We start from the raw sequence: 15,557 nt of genomic DNA, 5'->3' as shown, positions 1-15,557 counted from the left end.
GAGAAAAAAGTACTCGAAAGAGGAGCGCGAGTTATCTATAATTCGCGCTCCTTCCATTTTGGGGAAGGCAGTTGTTGTTTTTGCTGTATGCGAAACAACCAATAATTATAAGTTAGGTCGGTTATAAAACGGTGTCATCGTTTTATCGCTAGCCCTAAATTTAGAAAGGCGAAATATCAATGAAAACTTTCGTTGCTAAGCCAGCCGAAGTAAAACGCGACTGGTTTGTAATTGACGCAGAGGGTGTAACTCTGGGTCGTATGGCTACCGAAATTGCTCGTCGTCTGCGCGGCAAGCACAAGGCTGAATACACTCCTCACGTTGACACCGGTGACTACATCGTTGTTATCAACGCTGAGAAAGTAAACGTAACTGGTAACAAGCGTACAGACAAAATGTACTACCGTCACACCGGTTACCCAGGTGGTCTGAAAGAAGCTTCTTTCCAGAAAATGATCGAAACCTACCCTGAGCGTACTATTGAGCTGGCCGTTAAAGGCATGCTGCCAAAAGGTCCGCTGGGTCGTGCTATGTACGCAAAACTGAAAGTGTACGCTGGCTCCGAACATCCGCACCAGGCTCAGCAGCCAAAAGAACTGAACGTCTAAGGGGAAGGTCACTATGTCTACTCAGTACTACGGCACTGGCCGTCGTAAAACTTCCACTGCTCGTGTATTCCTGCGTCCGGGCACTGGTTCTATCACTATCAACAACCGTTCTCTGGAAGAGTACTTCGGTCGCGAAACTGCTCGCATGATCGTTCGTCAGCCTCTGGAACTGACAGAGACTGTTGAAAAATTCGACCTGTACATCACTGTTGCTGGTGGTGGCGGTAACGGCCAGGCTGGTGCGATTCGTCACGGTATCACCCGTGCGCTGATGGAGTACGATGAGACTCTGCGCCCAGCACTGCGTCAGGCGGGTTACGTTACCCGTGACGCTCGTGAAGTTGAGCGTAAGAAAGTGGGTCTGCGTAAAGCACGTAAGAAGCCACAGTTCTCCAAGCGTTAATTCGCTGCGCTGTTTTTTGCAGCGCGATACAGAAGAAAAACGCCTGTTTCCTCTGGGATCAGGCGTTTTTTTGTGCCTGCTTTTTGTGCCAGTGATCAGGTCAATACTTTGATCTAATTTTGCGACACTTGGCCGAATTCACCTTGTAAGAAAGGGGTAATTTCATTAATATCTTGGCCATTTTTAGAATCCATGTTTCCGTGGCTTTTTATACTTAGCGGCCAATAGTTTTTGCATCTGCAAAAAAAGCTTGAGGTCGAGTAGGGGAGAACATCTTAAATGAGCAATGACGGCGTGAATAAGGGTCGGCGTCGCCTCCTTATCGGTGCTACATCCGCAGTTGGTGCGGTTGGCGCTGTAGGAGCGGCTGTCCCATTCGTAGCTTCTTGGAATCCAAGTGCCAAGGCTAAGTCTGCTGGTGCACCTGTAAAGGTGGACGTAAGCAAGCTTGAGCCGGGTCAGCAGACGGTCGTGAAATGGCGTGGTAAGCCAGTTTGGATCGTTCGTCGTGGCCCAGAGGCGCTGGAAAGTCTGAATGCACTGAACAACCTTCAGGATCCTAATTCTGATAACGCTGCACAGCAGCCTGCGTACATTCCTAAAACCCCAGCGCGTGCGATTCGTGAGGATATCGCGGTACTGGTAGGTATCTGTACTCACCTGGGTTGTTCTCCGACCTACCGTCCGGAACTGGCTCCTGAAGATCTGGGTTCAGATTGGGTGGGTGGCTACTACTGTCCTTGTCACGGCTCCCGTTTTGACCTGTCCGGCCGTGTAATGAATGGCTCCCCGGCTCCAAGTAACCTGGTAATCCCGCCTCATTTCTATGAGAGCGATGATGTGATTATCGTTGGTGTAGATCAGGAGACTGCATAATGGCTGGTTACCGTAACAAAGGAAATCCTGGCCTGATGGGCTGGATCGATGATCGTTTCCCTGCAACAGCAATGTGGGAAGATCACCTGTCTAAATACTACGCTCCGAAGAACTTTAACTTCTGGTACTTCTTCGGTTCCCTGGCACTGCTGGTGCTGGTTAACCAGATCCTGACCGGTATCTGGCTGACCATGAGCTACTCTCCGACTGCTGAAGGTGCATTCGATTCTGTCGAGTACATCATGCGAGATGTCGAATACGGCTGGATTCTGCGTTATATGCACTCCACCGGCGCATCTGCATTCTTCGTGGTGGTTTACCTGCACATGCTGCGTGGCATGATGTACGGTTCCTACCGCAAGCCGCGTGAACTGGTGTGGATCTTCGGTATGACAATCTACCTGGCGCTGATGGCTGAAGCCTTCATGGGTTACCTGCTGCCATGGGGTCAGATGTCTTACTGGGGTGCACAGGTAATCGTTTCCCTGTTCTCTGCGGTACCAGTGATCGGTGAAGATTTGGCACTGTGGATTCGTGGTGACTACCTGATCTCTGGCATCACTCTGAACCGATTCTTCTCCCTGCACGTAATTGCGCTGCCGATCGTTCTGCTGGCACTGGTTGTGCTGCACATCATCGCGCTGCACGAAGTGGGTTCCAACAACCCAGACGGCATCGAGATCAAAGAGAAGAAAGACGAAAACGGTGTGCCGCTGGACGGTATCCCATTCCACCCTTACTACTCTGTTAAAGACATCGTAGGTGTGGTGGTATTCCTGTTCGTATTCTGTGCAGTAATCTTCTTCTTCCCAGAAGGTGGTGGTTACTTCATTGAAGCACCTAACTTTGAACCTGCTAACCCGCTGAAAACGCCTGAGCACATTGCACCGGTGTGGTACTTCACTCCGTTCTACGCAATGTTGCGTGCAATTCCACCAATCGCTGGCTCCCAGTTCCCTGGTGTAGTTGTAATGGGTGGAGCTATTGCAATCCTGTTCGTACTGCCTTGGCTGGACCGCAGCCCAGTTAAATCTATTCGCTACAAAGGTATGCTGAGTAAGATCTGGTTGGTGATCTTCTGTGTATCCTTCGTAGTGCTAGGTTACCTGGGTGTTGTTTCTTCCACTCCAATCCGTACGTTGGTGGCTCAGATCTGTACTGCACTGTACTTTGCATACTTCTTCCTGATGCCGTTCTACACCAAGATGGAAAGCACTAAACCGGTACCGGAGAGGGTTACAGGCTAATGAAAAAGTTTCTTGTTGCTATTGTAATGGCTGTCCTGCCACTGGCTGCGAATGCAGCTGGTGGTGCGAAAGCCCCGCTGGATCACATTGAAGTTGATCCAACTAACCAGGCTTCCCTGCAGCGTGGTATGCAGACCTTTGTGAACAACTGCATGGGTTGTCACTCTCTGAAATACCAGCGTTTCGAGCGTGCTGCTGTTGACGCGGGTATTCCAAACGAGCTGGTTGAAGAGCACCTGATCTTTGGTGATCAGAAAATCGGTGAGCAGATGACTATTGCTATGTCTTCTGCTGATGCGGGTAACTGGTTCGGTAATCCTCCGCCAGACCTGTCTCTGGAAACGCGTCTGCGTGGTCCTGACTGGGTTTACACCTACCTGCGCGGTTTCTACAAGGATGAATCCCGTCCGTACGGCGTAAACAACACAGTCTTCAAAGACGTGGGTATGCCAAACGTACTGGAGCATCTGGAAGGTGTGAAGGTGAACAACTGTACGCCTGAAGAGCTGCACGCCGCTCACGGTAAGATCGACCCGCTGACCGGTAAGAGCATGAACAGCTGTATCACCGTTGTTAAAGAAGGTGAGCTGTCTCCAGAGGAGTTTGACAAGGTTATCTACGACCTGACCAACTTCCTGGCTTACGTAGGCGAGCCGTACAAGCAGGATTCCAAGCGTATCGGTATCAACGTGCTGATCTTCCTGTTCATCTTCTTCTTCTTCGCTTTCGCGCTGAAGAAAGAGTACTGGCGAGATGTACATTAAGAACTCTGTGGTACAATAACCCAGGTTCTTATATTGCGCGGTCCGGATGGGCCGCGCATTTGTTTCAAGATTAAGCAATTTATACGGAGATCTATCGATGGGCGTAGTGGCAAAACGTTCTTCCATGACTTTCTATTCCAATGGTGAGGATCACTACAGTCATCGAGTGCGTATTGTGCTGGCTGAGAAGGGTGTAGCAGTAGAGATTCATGACTGCGACGCAAGCGATCTGCCAGAAGATCTGGCTTCCCTGAACCCTTACAATAGCCTGCCAACGCTGGTTGATCGTGAGTTGGTTCTGTACGAGCCAAACGTGATGATGGAATATCTGGATGAGCGCTTCCCTCATCCGCCGTTGCTGCCGGTTTACCCGGTTGCGCGTGCTGAAAGCCGTCTGTACATGCACCGTATCCAGCGTGACTGGTGTTCTCTGGTGGATCAGATTCTGGCCGACCCGGAAGACTTTGAAGAAGGTGAGCGCCTGCGTAAAGAGCTTCGCGACAGCCTGGTAGCTGTATCTCCTATCTTCGCAGAGAAGGAATACTTCATGAGCGAAGAGTTTTCGCTTGTGGACTGCTGTCTGGCACCGGTTCTGTGGCGTCTGCCGCTGCTGGGTGTTGAGCTGCCTGAAGATCAGTGCAAGCCGCTGCTGAAGTACATGGAGCGTCTGTTCGAGCGTGAATCGTTCCAGGCGAGCCTATCTGATGCAGAGCGTGAAATGCGCGACTGATAGCAGATATTGCCAGCGTCTATGCTGGTGCATGAAAATAAGGGGATGAAGGTGACTTCGTCCCTTTTTTGTATGGAGTTGTTATGAAGCCAAGTCGTCCCTATCTGTTGCGTGCACTGTACGAGTGGATGCAGGATAACGATCTGACCCCACACGTGGTCGTTAACGCTGACTGGAGTGGTGTTGTGGTGCCGGTGCAGTTTGTCGAAGACGGCCAGATTGTGTTGAACATTGCGCCAACCGCTGTGCGTGGATTTATGGTTGATGACCATGCGGTAAGCTTTAATGCGCGCTTTGGTGGTGTGCCTATGGACGTGTATATTCCGTTGGGCGCCGTGATTGCGATCTATGCCCGGGAAAATGCTGCGGGTATGGGTTTTGGAATTGAACCGGGCGCTGATCTCTATGACATGGATGAGCCGCCGCCGGAGCCGCCAGAGCCGGAAGCGCCGCCAAAGAAAAAAGGACCTGTACTGAAGGTCGTAAAATAAAAAAAGCCGGAGCGAGTGATCGTTCCGGCTTTTTCTTTGACGTGTGATGGCGTTACTGGTCGATGTATTCGAAGATCTTCACAATCTTCTGTACACCACCCAGACCGCTGACGATGCCGACAGCAGCGTCGGCTTCCGCTTGGCTAACCAGTCCCATCAGGTAAACGGTGCCGTTTTCGGTTACCACTTTGATACGGTGGCCCGGTACACCTTCATCAATCAACAGCTGGCTTTTGGTTTTCAGTGTCAGCCACACATCGCTGGCATCATTCAGCGTTGAGGTGCTGCCGGAGACTTCGATTTCGTTGTGTACGCGACGCACTTTGCGTACGTTGGCAACGATCTGCTCTGCCAGGCTGCGTGTCTCTTCAGAGGGGGCCTGTCCGGTGAGTAGGACAATGCCGTTAAAGCTGGTCACGCCCACAGACGCCCCTTGAAGCTGTGGTTCGGCTTCCATCAGGTTTACGTACGCTTTGGTTTCAACCACTTCATCGTCAACATAGCTGCCTACGGTGCGGGAGCCATAGTCTTCAGGGATGGGTTCCTCACGACTGGCGCTGATCAAGTTAGAGCAGCCGCTCAAAGTCAGAGAGCAAATAAGTGTAGCGATTGCGAGTTTCGTGTTCATCAGAGTTCGCTTCCAAACAGTTGAAAATCGACCAGATCACAAAGAGAGTGCAGAACGAGCAGGTGCGCGTCGTGCACCAGAATTGGGTCTTCTGCCGGTACGCAGATCTCAACCTCATCCGGGCCAAGCAGTGCGGTCATGTCACCGCCGTCATTGCCGGTCAGGGCGATAACCGTCATTTCCCGGTCGTGGGCTGCCTGAATGGCCTGTACCAGGCTGTTCGAGCGGCCGTGGGGTGACACGATCAGCAGTAGATCGCCGGGTTGTCCCAGGGCACGAATCTGCTTGGCGTACACGTCGCTGAAGCTGCTGTCTTCGCTGATGCCACTCATCGTATTGGCATCAGCATTCAGGCTGATTGCCGGCAGACCCGGACGTTCCTGGCGAAAGCGGTTAAGCATCAGGCTGCAGAAATGCTGAGCCAGCGATGCTGAGGCACCGTTTCCGCAGGTTAGCACCTTGGCGTCGGTGACCAGGCAATGGAGTAGCAGCTCGCCCGCATGTGCGATCATGGGCGTATATTGTTCGATGGTAACGGCATTCACCTCCATCGAGTTGTGAAACTGACTGACGATACGGTCCTCAAGTTCCATTTTTTTTCCTTAACACTGCTACATCATAGTCTGAAGGCGTCTTTATACCACAGTGGCGCGGAGAGTGCTTCTGTCGAGTCAAAAGCGATGACATCGAAGCGGCATTCGAGGTTGCTAAACTGTTGGTTGCGCATCAGGAAATGACGTGCGGCGTGGATGATCCGCTTCTGCTTGGATGGGGTGACGGATTCGGCAGCGCTGCCGAAGTGAGGGTTGCTGCGCAGGCGGACTTCGACAAACACCAGTGTGCTGCCATGGCGGAGGATGAGGTCGATCTCGCCTCCGCGGCAATTGTAGTTTTTGGCTAATGTCTTTAAGCCAGCGCGTTCAAGGTAACTGCGGGCGTATTTTTCGGCGTCCTTGCCGATCTGTTTTCGATCCATGAATAGTCCTAAGGTTGGGCGGTGCGCGCCTGTTGCATCTGTGGGCTGCCTTTGCGGAACTGGGCCCACTGCAGGATACGAACGACGGTTTTGTCCGGGTTGACGCTGAGGGCGCCGGTTTCGCCCTGAATACTGGCGCCTTCACTGGTGGCGAGCTGATTCAGGTAGGGGTACAGCTTGTAGGCGTCAATGCCAAGGGCATAGAGGCGGCCAAAGCGAGTGTCAGTGTCCTGGCGTTTTTGCGCCAGGTAGCGCTTGGTTTCGGACGGTGCGGTCAGTGACCATGGGGCGTCAACAAACTGGATGCCGTTCAGGTCGCGATCGCGCTGACTGTCGCTGGTGCCGGCGAACACATGGGATGTTGCATAAATCGGCAGGTTACCCGCGTAGTGGAAGGCCAGGATCGGTTTGATCTGGCGGGCATCACCCGGCAGTGCACTCAGGAAGATGGCGTCGACATCCTTGCGGCGGCGCTCTTCAAACTTAACTTTGCGACTGCTCATCTGGAAGATCTGTTTCGCGCGTTCGGCGCTCTTGTCGGTAGCGAGCAGCGAGCTGATATCGCGGGAGAAGTCTTCCTGGCGGTCAAAGCGGGTGCTGTCGGCAACGGTGCCGCCCAACGCGGTAAATTCCTCTTCGAAGGCATCACGAATGCGGGTGCCCCAGTTGGTCATTGGTACCAGGGCCAGTGCAATACGGTGGCCATCGCTCCAGATTTTTCGGGCGGCCTGGCGGGCTTCATCTTCAGCGGCCAGACCAAACTGGAACACCTGGTTGAATTCGCTGTTGTGGTCGTAGTTGAGCGCCAGTACCGGGGCTGGCATCGGTGCGCTGCGATTCAGGGCGCTGACGTATGACTTTTGCAGAGGACCGATCACCAGATCAATCTGCTGCTCGTTGATCAGGTTCTGCAACTGAATCGGCTCGCTCACTTGGGTGGAATCCACAAACTGAATCTCGGGTACTGGTTTGCCGTAGGCCTGGTCGTTAAAGTACGCGGCCATGATGCCTTCGCGGATCGCGGTGGCGGCTTTGTTCAGTTTGCCCTGCATCGGTAAGAGTACGGCGATGCGCTGTGCCAGGATCGGTTCTGAGCTGGTAATCGCTTCGGACTGGGGCGGTACCAGGTGGGCAGGGTGGGACTCCCACAGTGTGTTCCACTCTTCGGTCAGTTCGTTGAGCTGATCCAGGCCGCGGGCTTGCTTGTGGATAAGTGCAAGCTCAAACCAGCCTTGCTCATAGTAGGTGTTTCCGGTTTGCAGGCTGAGGGATTGCAGCTGGTCTGGAGGCAGCATGCGCAGTGCATTCCAGATCTGGTTATGCAGTTGCTGCAGCAGTGCCGGATCCTGCTCGTTGGTGCTGATTTGGATTAGCTCCAGTGCTTCGCTCACGGGATCATTCTGCAAGCGGAAAGCTTCAGCGCGCAGCTCGCCGATGCGGGTAGCCTGTTCCAGTGACGGCCGATAGGTGCTGTCCGCCGGAAACTCTAGATAACGCAAGGCTTCCTGTGGCTGTTGTGCATCCAGGGCGGCACGGGCGCGACTCTGGGCGACCTCGTAACGAAGTGAGGGTGGCAGGTATTCCAGCTCGACATCGCCCAGAATGCTCAGGGCGGCTTCTTTGCGGTCCATGCGAATCAGGATGTTCGCGGCTTGCACGCGCAGGCGTGCTGCTTGAATCGTTGGGGCCTTGGCTGCTTGTTTTAGCAGTCGCTCCACTTCCATGCGTGCTTGTTCATCGGAACTGTAATCCGGTTTGGTTGCTTGTGTCGGTTTGACCGGTGGCTGGCTACAGCCTGCCAAAACAAGTCCGAGAATGCCTGCTGCCAAAGACAGGCGCCAATGAATCGTCATATACTTCTCACCCCGGTTTTTAGGATGGAATAGCTGATGTCTGAATCTGCACTGTATGTTGTGGCTACCCCGATTGGTAACCTTCAGGATATGTCACAACGCGCCGTTGAGGTGCTGAACAACGTTGATGTTATCGCAGCTGAAGATACGCGGCACAGTGCCCGTTTAATGGCGCACTTTAACATTAATACGCGACTGATTTCAGTACATGATCACAATGAGCGTCAGCGGATTGAGCAGATCATTGATTTGTTGGCCGGTGGTAGCAGCGTGGCGCTGATCTCTGATGCCGGAACACCATTGATCTCCGACCCAGGATTTGTCGTTGTGCGTGCTGTGCGCGAAGCGGGTTATCGGGTAACGCCGGTGCCGGGTTGTGCGGCATTTGTGGCTGCATTGAGTGCGGCAGGACTGCCCTCTGACCGGTTTGCCTTTGAGGGGTTTCCTCCCGCCAAAAAAGCGGCGCGTAAGCAGTATTACGCGGATCTGGCTGATGAGAGCCGGACGCTGGTTTTTTACGAATCACCGCACCGGGTGCTGGAGTCGCTCAAGGATATGCAATCGGTAATGGGGGACGAGCGTCAGGTAGCTATAGCACGCGAGTTGACAAAAACCTTTGAGACAATTCATTTGGCGCCACTTGCAGAACTGATTGCCTGGATGGAGGCGGATCATAACCAGCAGAAAGGGGAGTTTGTATTGTTGGTGCATGGCAAGCCAAAACCGGAAGCTGGGGTTGTGGATAACAAATCGCTGCAGGTGTTGGATGTTCTGCTTGAGGAGTTGCCGGTGAAGCAGGCAGCGGGGCTGGCATCAAAAATCACCGGCGTGAAGAAGAACTTGCTCTACAAGCTGGCGTTGGAGCGTGTGGATAATTAGTTTTCCGGTATCTGGGACGAGTTTTTTTCAGGATCGTCATATTGCTGTGGCAAAGAGGGTACGTAATGCGTATCCTTAGCGCCGGAGAAGTCCGCTAGACAGTCGCTGCCTTGTTTCGGCAAGGGGGAGGAAAGTCCGGGCTCCGCAGGGCAAAGTGCCAGATAACGTCTGGGCGGCGAAAGCCGACGGAAAGTGCAGCAGAAAGTATACCGCCTAAGTATCTTCGGATAACGGTAAGGTTGAAATGGTGAGGTAAGAGCTCACCGCGTGGGTGGCAACACTCCACGGCGATGGTAAACCCCACTCGGAGCAAGACCAAATAGGGATCCTTAAGGTATGGCCCATACCGGATCCGGGTAGGTCGCTTGAGGTGTATGGCGACGTACACCCTAGATGAATGACTGTCCACGACAAAACCCGGCTTATCGGCGGGCTTCTCCTATAGTTTTATTCAGGTTTTGCCTCTCTTTTTTGTGCGCCCGCACAGTGAAGTGCTTTTTACCCCTTGTAATTCAATAGCTTCAAAAAAGTACGGCTTTTACGGCCTTCTTCCACTATTAAACAATCTAATAATTGCCTGATTTTACGCGGGTTTCCGGGTAGGTGTTGCCTTGCATTTGCTGGGGTTAATTTCTATAGTGTTGTTTAGTGGTATAAAGTGGGTAATTGTGGGTAATTTTGGTGTTCGAGTGGTACCCAAGTGAGGCCTGAGTAAACAACGATGTTTCGTGGCGTTAATCCGATCAACCTGGACGCAAAGGGACGCATGGCGATCCCGGCACGCTACCGTGAGCAAATCATGGGGTGTTGTGACGGCAGTCTGGTGGCCACAATCGATACGGAAGAACGTTGCTTATTACTTTACCCGCTTCCCGAATGGGAAGAGATACAGAAAAAAATTGAGGCCCTACCTAGCCTCAATCCAGCGGCACGCCGCCTACAGCGATTACTGATCGGTCATGCGACTGATCTGGAGATGGATGGCAATGGGCGTCTGCTACTACCTGCACCGCTGCGGGATTACGCGCAGCTCGACAAGAAGATTGTGCTTCTTGGGCAGGGACGAAAATTCGAAATATGGAGCGAGGCGCTCTGGGAAGCAACTCGCGATGAATATCTGCAGGTAGACGAGGGTAATGAAATACCCGAAGAGATGCAGACTCTGTCACTTTAAATTGGATACATGCTGAAGAATGGCGCAGGAATTTAAACACATTACGGTGTTGCTGGATGAGGCTGTCGATCTGCTGGTGCAGGACCCCGACGGTTTCTACGTGGACGGTACTTTTGGCCGTGGCGGACACACTGCACTGATCTTGGATCGCCTTTCCGACAGTGGTCGTGTAATGGGGATTGATAAAGATCCCCAAGCGATTGCGCATTCTCAGCAGCGGTTCGGAGACGAGCCGCGTTTTTCTATTTGTCACGGCAGTTTTGCCGAGATGGAACAGTTTGTCACCGATGCCGGCATGATGGGTAAGGTTGATGGGGTGCTGCTGGACCTGGGTGTGTCTTCTCCACAGCTGGATGACCCGGAACGTGGTTTCAGTTTTACGCAGGATGGTCCGCTTGATATGCGGATGAACCCGGGTATTGGTGAAAGCGCCGCCGAGTGGCTGGCCCGTGCAGAAGAGAAAGAGATCGCTGATGTGCTCTACACCTACGGTGAGGAGCGTTTCTCCCGCCGTATGGCGAAAGCGATTGTTGCAGAACGTGAAGAAGCGCCGATCGTAACTACCGCGCGCCTGGCGAAGATTATCGCGGAAGCCAACCCAGCATGGGAAAAAGGCAAACATCCGGCGACACGTGCATTTCAGGGTATCCGTATCCACATCAACCGGGAACTTGAAGACCTGGAACGTTGTCTTGATCAGGCGCTGGAAGTGCTGGCTGAAGGTGGGCGTCTGGTTGTGATCAGCTTCCACTCGCTGGAAGACCGTATCGTTAAGCGCTTCATTCGCAAGTATGTGAAAGGTGATGAGCATCTGCCGCCAGGTATTCCGGTGACGCAGGATATGCTCAACCAGCGACTGAAGTCGGTAGGGAAAGCCGTGAAAGCGGGCAAAAAAGAAGTGTCTGACAACCCACGCGCACGCAGTGCAGTGATGCGCGCAGCAACCAAGATTGCCTGATGCTTGCATTGCAACGGTTTCGCAATTTTAAAGAGAAAGACGCGAAACCTGAGCCGGTAAGGATCTACCAGGCGCAGGAGCTGATTAAGCCCGCGCTAATCCTGTTTGTGACAGGTTTTTTGGTTGTGTTGTCCGCGTTGATGGTGATCTTTGCGTCCCATGATTACCGCAAGCTGTTTCATCAACATCAGGTGGCGGTCAGAGAGTACGACGAGCTGCAGGTTGAATGGGGGCAGCTACTGCTTGAGCAGGGAGCTTGGGCAGCGAATAACCGGGTGGAATCCCTGGCGCTGAAAAAGTTGCAGATGCAGGTGCCGGACCCCACAAAAATTGAGTTTGTGCGCGATGAGTGAAGAGCAGACACACAGACAGATAGGCAAAGGTTGGCGGCTTGCCCTCGTGCTGGGCATGCTGGCGGCGATCACCTTTGGTATCGGTTTTAAGCTGATCTCACTCTATGTGGAAGAGCAGGAGTTTCTGCAGAACCAGGGTGACGCCCGCAGCTTGCGTGTAATCCAGGTTCCGGCCCATCGCGGCATTATTACTGACCGCAATGGTGATCCGATTGCGGTCAGTGCGCCTGTGGCGACGGTCTGGGTCGACCCTAAGATGGCTGACCTCAACCATGTATCGCTGGCGAAACTGGCGCAGGAACTGGGAACCAGCCGCACTGCGCTGGTGAAAAAGATTTCGGCGAAACGTGGCAAACGTTTCATGTATTTGAAGCGCCAGGTGGAGCCGGTAGTCGCTGACCGTATTCGCGCGTTGAAAGTGCCGGGTATCCACGTGGAGCGGGACTACAAACGGTTCTATCCCGCCGGTGAAGTGGCCAGCCATCTGGTTGGCTTTACCAACCGTGACGGTAAAGGGCAGGAAGGACTGGAATTGTCCTACGAGAAAGCGTTGCGTGCGGAGCCCGGTAAACAGCTGGTCCTGAAAGATCTTCTGGGGCGTACGGTTAAACATATTCGCTCCGAGAGCGCAGCACAGCATGGCCAGTCGCTGCAGCTCACCATCGATATGCGCTTGCAGTATCTGGCGTATCGAGAGCTGAAAGCAGCCGTCACTGCACATAAGGCGGATGCAGCATCCTTAGTCATGCTGGATGCTAAAACGGGTGAAGTGTTGGCGATGGCAAACTACCCGTCGTACAACCCGAACAACCCGGCGGACCGTGTATCGTCAACGATCCGTAACCGTGCGGTGACGGACCTGTTTGAGCCGGGTTCAACCATGAAGCCGATGACGGTGGCTGCGGCGTTGATGAGCGGAAAATACGGAATGCGCAGTGTAGTGGATACAACTCCCGGCTACATGCGCGTGAAAGGTAAAACCATCCGTGATCATCGTAACTACGGTGAACTGGATATTACCGGCATTATTACCAAGTCCAGTAACGTGGGCTCTGCGAAACTGGCGTTGAGCCTGGAGCCGGGTACTTTGCATCATCTGCTGCAAAATGTAGGGCTTGGCACCGCAACAGGTATTGGCTTCCCGGGTGAGCGCTCAGGGCGACTGCCTTACCTCGCAGAGAGTCAGATATTGCAACGGGCCACCATGTCCTATGGCTATGGATTGTCGGTCACGCCGCTGCAGCTTGCGCAAGCATATCTGCCGTTGGCAAATGATGGCATTTTATCGCCGGTGAGCTTGCTGCATACAGAGAAACCACTGCCGCCGGTGCGTGTGATGCCTGCTCAGGTGGCGCGTTCTGTACGTGGCATGATGGAAACAGTGATCAGCATCAAGGGTACCGGCAAGCAAGCGTCGATCCCGGGGTATCGCGTTGCGGGTAAGACCGGCACTGTACACAAAGTGGGTAGCGGCGGATATATCGAAGATCAGTACATCTCGGTATTCGCAGGTATCGCGCCAGCGAGTGACCCGAAAGTGATTACAGTGGTGATGGTGGATAACCCACGCAACCAGGAATATTACGGCGGTGAAGTGGCGGCACCTATCTTCTCCCGAGCCGTGGGTGGGACGCTACGTTTGCTAAACGTGCCACCGGATAACCTGATTCAGCCGGATCAAAGAGTTGATCAACAGATGGTACAACGCTGATGGATACCATAAAACGCACATTGGGTGAGTTGTTGCCAGAGCTGCATCAGGCTGATGCCGGGCAGATCCTGGTGAGTGGTATTAACCAGGACAGCCGTCAGGTAAAGGCAGGCGATCTGTTTTGCGCCCGTGCGGGTGGAACCCATAAAGGCAGCGATTTTATTCCGGATGCGCTGGCGAAAGGTGCTGCCGCAATACTGATCGATGGTGATGAGCAGTACGCAAATCAAGGTGACGTGCCGGTAATTGCGGTTGATGGATTGGCACAGCGACTGAGTGATATCGCGGGAGCGTTTTACGGCAAGCCTTCAGCTCGGCTTCGAATGATCGGTGTCACCGGGACTAACGGCAAAACATCCTGCAGCCACTTTTTGGCTCAGGCGCTGAACAGCTTGGGTGTGCGCACAGCGGTGATTGGTACTGTGGGCAATGGCTTTCCGGATGCTTTGGCAGGTGCAACACACACCACTCCGGATGCGGTTGGTCTGCAGGCACTACTGGCCGAGTTTGTTGAGCAGGGTGCGGATGCAGTGGTGATGGAAGTGTCCAGCCATGCGCTGGACCAGCATCGTGTCGCCGGTGTCCAGTTTGAGGTTGGTGCGTTTACCAACCTGAGCCGAGACCACCTGGATTACCACGGCACTATGGACGAATACGGTGCGGCCAAAGCGAAGTTGTTTACCGAGCTGAAGCCACAGCATGCGGTGATCAGTGCCGATGATGCATTTGGTCAGCAACTGGTTGAGCAGTTAAGTGGCTCCCTGTTTAGCTTTGGTGTTGAGCGTGGTGATATCCAGGCAGGCAATATATCCCTGCAGAAAACGGGGATCGATGCACAGCTGAAAACGCCTTGGGGCGGCATGGACTTGAAAACTCAGGTCGTGGGCGCATTTAACGTCTCCAACCTGTTGTTGACGGTGGGTGTGCTGGGCGCGATGGGTTTTAAAGCCGATCAGATTGAGCGGGAGTTGGCGGCGCTCACGCCGGTGCCGGGTCGAATGCAGTGCCTGGGCTCTGGTGATCAGCCGCTGGTAATTGTGGATTACGCGCATACACCGGACGCACTGGAAAAGGCACTTGAGGCGACCCGTGAACACACCGCAGGCAAACTTCTGTGTGTATTTGGCTGTGGCGGTGATCGTGATAACGGTAAGAGGCCCGAGATGGGGCGAATTGCGGCGAAGTTGGCGGATGTACTGTATATCACCAGCGACAATCCACGCACGGAGGACCCGCAGCAGATTATCGATATGATCGTGCCGGGTTGTGTAGATGCTGAAGAACAGCGCATTCATGTGGATCGCGAGCAGGCGATCCAGGCGGCCGTTAAGGCTGCAGGCAGTAATGATGTGGTATTGATTGCCGGTAAAGGACACGAGGATTACCAGGAAATCATGGGGAAACGGTATCCGTTTGATGATGTTAAAGTCGCGCAAGCAGCGCTCGGGGAGTGGTCAGCATGATCGGTGAATGGCGCCTGAGTGACCTGCAATCTGCATTGGGTGGTGAGCTACCCGGTGGTGATGCCGTGTTTACCGGTGTCAGCACCGATACCCGTTCCATTAAGCCGGGTAACCTATTTCTGGCACTGAAAGGCCCGAACTTTGATGGCCATCGTTTTATCGAACAGGCGCTGGATAAAGGTGCGGTTGCTGTAGTTGTGAGCGAAGAGCAGCCGGCTGATATCCCCCAGTGGCTGGTGGACAACACGCACACTGCGTTGGGACTGATTGGTAAGCTGAATCGCCAACGCTTTGATAAGCCTGTGTTTGCAGTTACCGGCAGTGCCGGTAAAACCACCGTGAAAGAGATGCTGGCGGCGATCCTGGCCCAGCAGGGTGAGGTGTTGGCCACCCGTGGCAACCTGAACAACGACATCGGCGGTCCGCTGACGTTGATGGAGATC

Annotated in this window: 18 protein-coding genes and 1 other RNA gene; 15 read left to right on the top strand and 4 right to left on the bottom strand. The window is 53.6% G+C overall.

Going from position 1 to position 15,557, the window contains the following annotated elements:
• The first annotated feature begins 179 nt into the window (after nucleotides 1-179).
• The 7 genes from rplM to ACEQ15_RS19345 all read left to right on the top strand — a co-directional run bounded on the left by rplM (nucleotide 180) and on the right by ACEQ15_RS19345 (nucleotide 5,119).
• Nucleotides 180-608 (top strand): 50S ribosomal protein L13, encoded by a 429-nt coding sequence (rplM, locus tag ACEQ15_RS19375; RefSeq protein WP_282351069.1) that lies wholly within the window; start codon nucleotides 180-182, stop codon nucleotides 606-608.
• A 13-nt stretch (nucleotides 609-621) separates the two neighbouring features.
• Entirely contained in the window at nucleotides 622-1,011 is a 390-nt protein-coding gene (gene rpsI, locus ACEQ15_RS19370; RefSeq protein WP_370280903.1) for a 30S ribosomal protein S9, read from the top strand.
• A 279-nt stretch (nucleotides 1,012-1,290) separates the two neighbouring features.
• Complete coding sequence (petA, locus tag ACEQ15_RS19365) at nucleotides 1,291-1,887, top strand: ubiquinol-cytochrome c reductase iron-sulfur subunit (protein ID WP_370280902.1); 597 nt, start codon at nucleotides 1,291-1,293, stop codon at nucleotides 1,885-1,887.
• Nucleotides 1,887-3,134 (top strand): cytochrome bc complex cytochrome b subunit, encoded by a 1,248-nt coding sequence (locus ACEQ15_RS19360; RefSeq protein ID WP_370280901.1) that lies wholly within the window; start codon nucleotides 1,887-1,889, stop codon nucleotides 3,132-3,134. Before petA ends, ACEQ15_RS19360 begins: the two co-directional genes overlap by 1 nt.
• The gene (locus ACEQ15_RS19355; RefSeq protein WP_370280900.1) at nucleotides 3,134-3,898 is read left to right on the top strand and encodes a cytochrome c1; all 765 of its coding nucleotides are present in this window, start codon (nucleotides 3,134-3,136) and stop codon (nucleotides 3,896-3,898) included. The genes ACEQ15_RS19360 and ACEQ15_RS19355 overlap by 1 nt, the downstream gene beginning before the upstream one ends.
• Nucleotides 3,899-3,995: 97 nt before the next feature.
• Entirely contained in the window at nucleotides 3,996-4,628 is a 633-nt protein-coding gene (sspA, locus tag ACEQ15_RS19350) for a stringent starvation protein SspA (protein WP_282351058.1), read from the top strand.
• Between the two features lie 83 nt (nucleotides 4,629-4,711).
• Nucleotides 4,712-5,119 carry a ClpXP protease specificity-enhancing factor gene (locus ACEQ15_RS19345; protein WP_370280899.1) on the top strand — a complete coding sequence of 136 codons (408 nt, stop codon included), beginning with the start codon at nucleotides 4,712-4,714 and terminating at the stop codon, nucleotides 5,117-5,119.
• Between the two features lie 52 nt (nucleotides 5,120-5,171).
• Here the strand turns inward: ACEQ15_RS19345 and ACEQ15_RS19340 are convergent, their stop codons facing one another.
• Genes ACEQ15_RS19340 through ACEQ15_RS19325 form a run of 4 tightly spaced genes read right to left on the bottom strand, consistent with a single transcriptional unit; the run spans nucleotide 5,172 to nucleotide 8,576 of the window.
• Entirely contained in the window at nucleotides 5,172-5,747 is a 576-nt protein-coding gene (locus ACEQ15_RS19340) for a BON domain-containing protein (protein WP_370280898.1), read from the bottom strand.
• The gene (locus ACEQ15_RS19335) at nucleotides 5,747-6,340 is read right to left on the bottom strand and encodes an SIS domain-containing protein (RefSeq protein ID WP_370280897.1); all 594 of its coding nucleotides are present in this window, start codon (nucleotides 6,338-6,340) and stop codon (nucleotides 5,747-5,749) included. Before ACEQ15_RS19335 ends, ACEQ15_RS19340 begins: the two co-directional genes overlap by 1 nt.
• A 23-nt stretch (nucleotides 6,341-6,363) precedes the next feature.
• Nucleotides 6,364-6,723 carry a YraN family protein gene (locus ACEQ15_RS19330; RefSeq protein WP_370280896.1) on the bottom strand — a complete coding sequence of 120 codons (360 nt, stop codon included), beginning with the start codon at nucleotides 6,721-6,723 and terminating at the stop codon, nucleotides 6,364-6,366.
• Between the two features lie 8 nt (nucleotides 6,724-6,731).
• Nucleotides 6,732-8,576, bottom strand: a complete 1,845-nt coding sequence (locus ACEQ15_RS19325) for a penicillin-binding protein activator (RefSeq protein WP_370280895.1) — start codon at nucleotides 8,574-8,576, stop codon at nucleotides 6,732-6,734.
• A gap of 36 nt (nucleotides 8,577-8,612) precedes the next feature.
• Here ACEQ15_RS19325 and rsmI point away from each other — a divergent pair, with 36 nt between their 5' ends.
• The 8 genes from rsmI to ACEQ15_RS19285 form a co-directional block, all read left to right on the top strand.
• On the top strand, nucleotides 8,613-9,455 hold the full coding sequence (gene rsmI, locus ACEQ15_RS19320) for a 16S rRNA (cytidine(1402)-2'-O)-methyltransferase (RefSeq protein ID WP_370280894.1): 843 nt from the start codon (nucleotides 8,613-8,615) through the stop codon (nucleotides 9,453-9,455).
• Nucleotides 9,456-9,541: 86 nt separating this feature from the next.
• An RNA gene (rnpB, locus tag ACEQ15_RS19315) (RNase P RNA component class A) lies at nucleotides 9,542-9,896 on the top strand.
• 280 nt (nucleotides 9,897-10,176) lie between these two features.
• Nucleotides 10,177-10,629 (top strand): division/cell wall cluster transcriptional repressor MraZ, encoded by a 453-nt coding sequence (gene mraZ, locus ACEQ15_RS19310; protein WP_370280893.1) that lies wholly within the window; start codon nucleotides 10,177-10,179, stop codon nucleotides 10,627-10,629.
• Between the two features lie 19 nt (nucleotides 10,630-10,648).
• Nucleotides 10,649-11,587, top strand: coding sequence for a 16S rRNA (cytosine(1402)-N(4))-methyltransferase RsmH (rsmH, locus tag ACEQ15_RS19305; RefSeq protein WP_370280892.1), 939 nt, complete (start codon nucleotides 10,649-10,651; stop codon nucleotides 11,585-11,587).
• A complete protein-coding gene (ftsL, locus tag ACEQ15_RS19300) occupies nucleotides 11,587-11,940 on the top strand; it encodes a cell division protein FtsL (protein ID WP_370280891.1) in 354 nt (117 codons plus the stop codon). Before rsmH ends, ftsL begins: the two co-directional genes overlap by 1 nt.
• Nucleotides 11,933-13,651, top strand: a complete 1,719-nt coding sequence (locus ACEQ15_RS19295; protein WP_370280890.1) for a peptidoglycan D,D-transpeptidase FtsI family protein — start codon at nucleotides 11,933-11,935, stop codon at nucleotides 13,649-13,651. Before ftsL ends, ACEQ15_RS19295 begins: the two co-directional genes overlap by 8 nt.
• Entirely contained in the window at nucleotides 13,651-15,114 is a 1,464-nt protein-coding gene (locus ACEQ15_RS19290; RefSeq protein WP_370280889.1) for a UDP-N-acetylmuramoyl-L-alanyl-D-glutamate--2,6-diaminopimelate ligase, read from the top strand. The genes ACEQ15_RS19295 and ACEQ15_RS19290 overlap by 1 nt, the downstream gene beginning before the upstream one ends.
• Nucleotides 15,111-15,557, top strand: a 447-nt coding sequence (locus ACEQ15_RS19285) for a Mur ligase domain-containing protein (protein WP_370280888.1), incomplete at its 3' end; no start/stop codon positions are given. The genes ACEQ15_RS19290 and ACEQ15_RS19285, both read left to right, overlap by 4 nt.

It is taken from the genome of Pontibacterium sp. (assembly GCF_964228735.1).
In the GTDB taxonomy this organism is placed as follows: domain Bacteria; phylum Pseudomonadota; class Gammaproteobacteria; order Pseudomonadales; family Balneatricaceae; genus Pontibacterium.
Note: the sequence above shows the minus strand (reverse complement) of the source record. Positions and strands in the feature narration are given on the sequence as shown.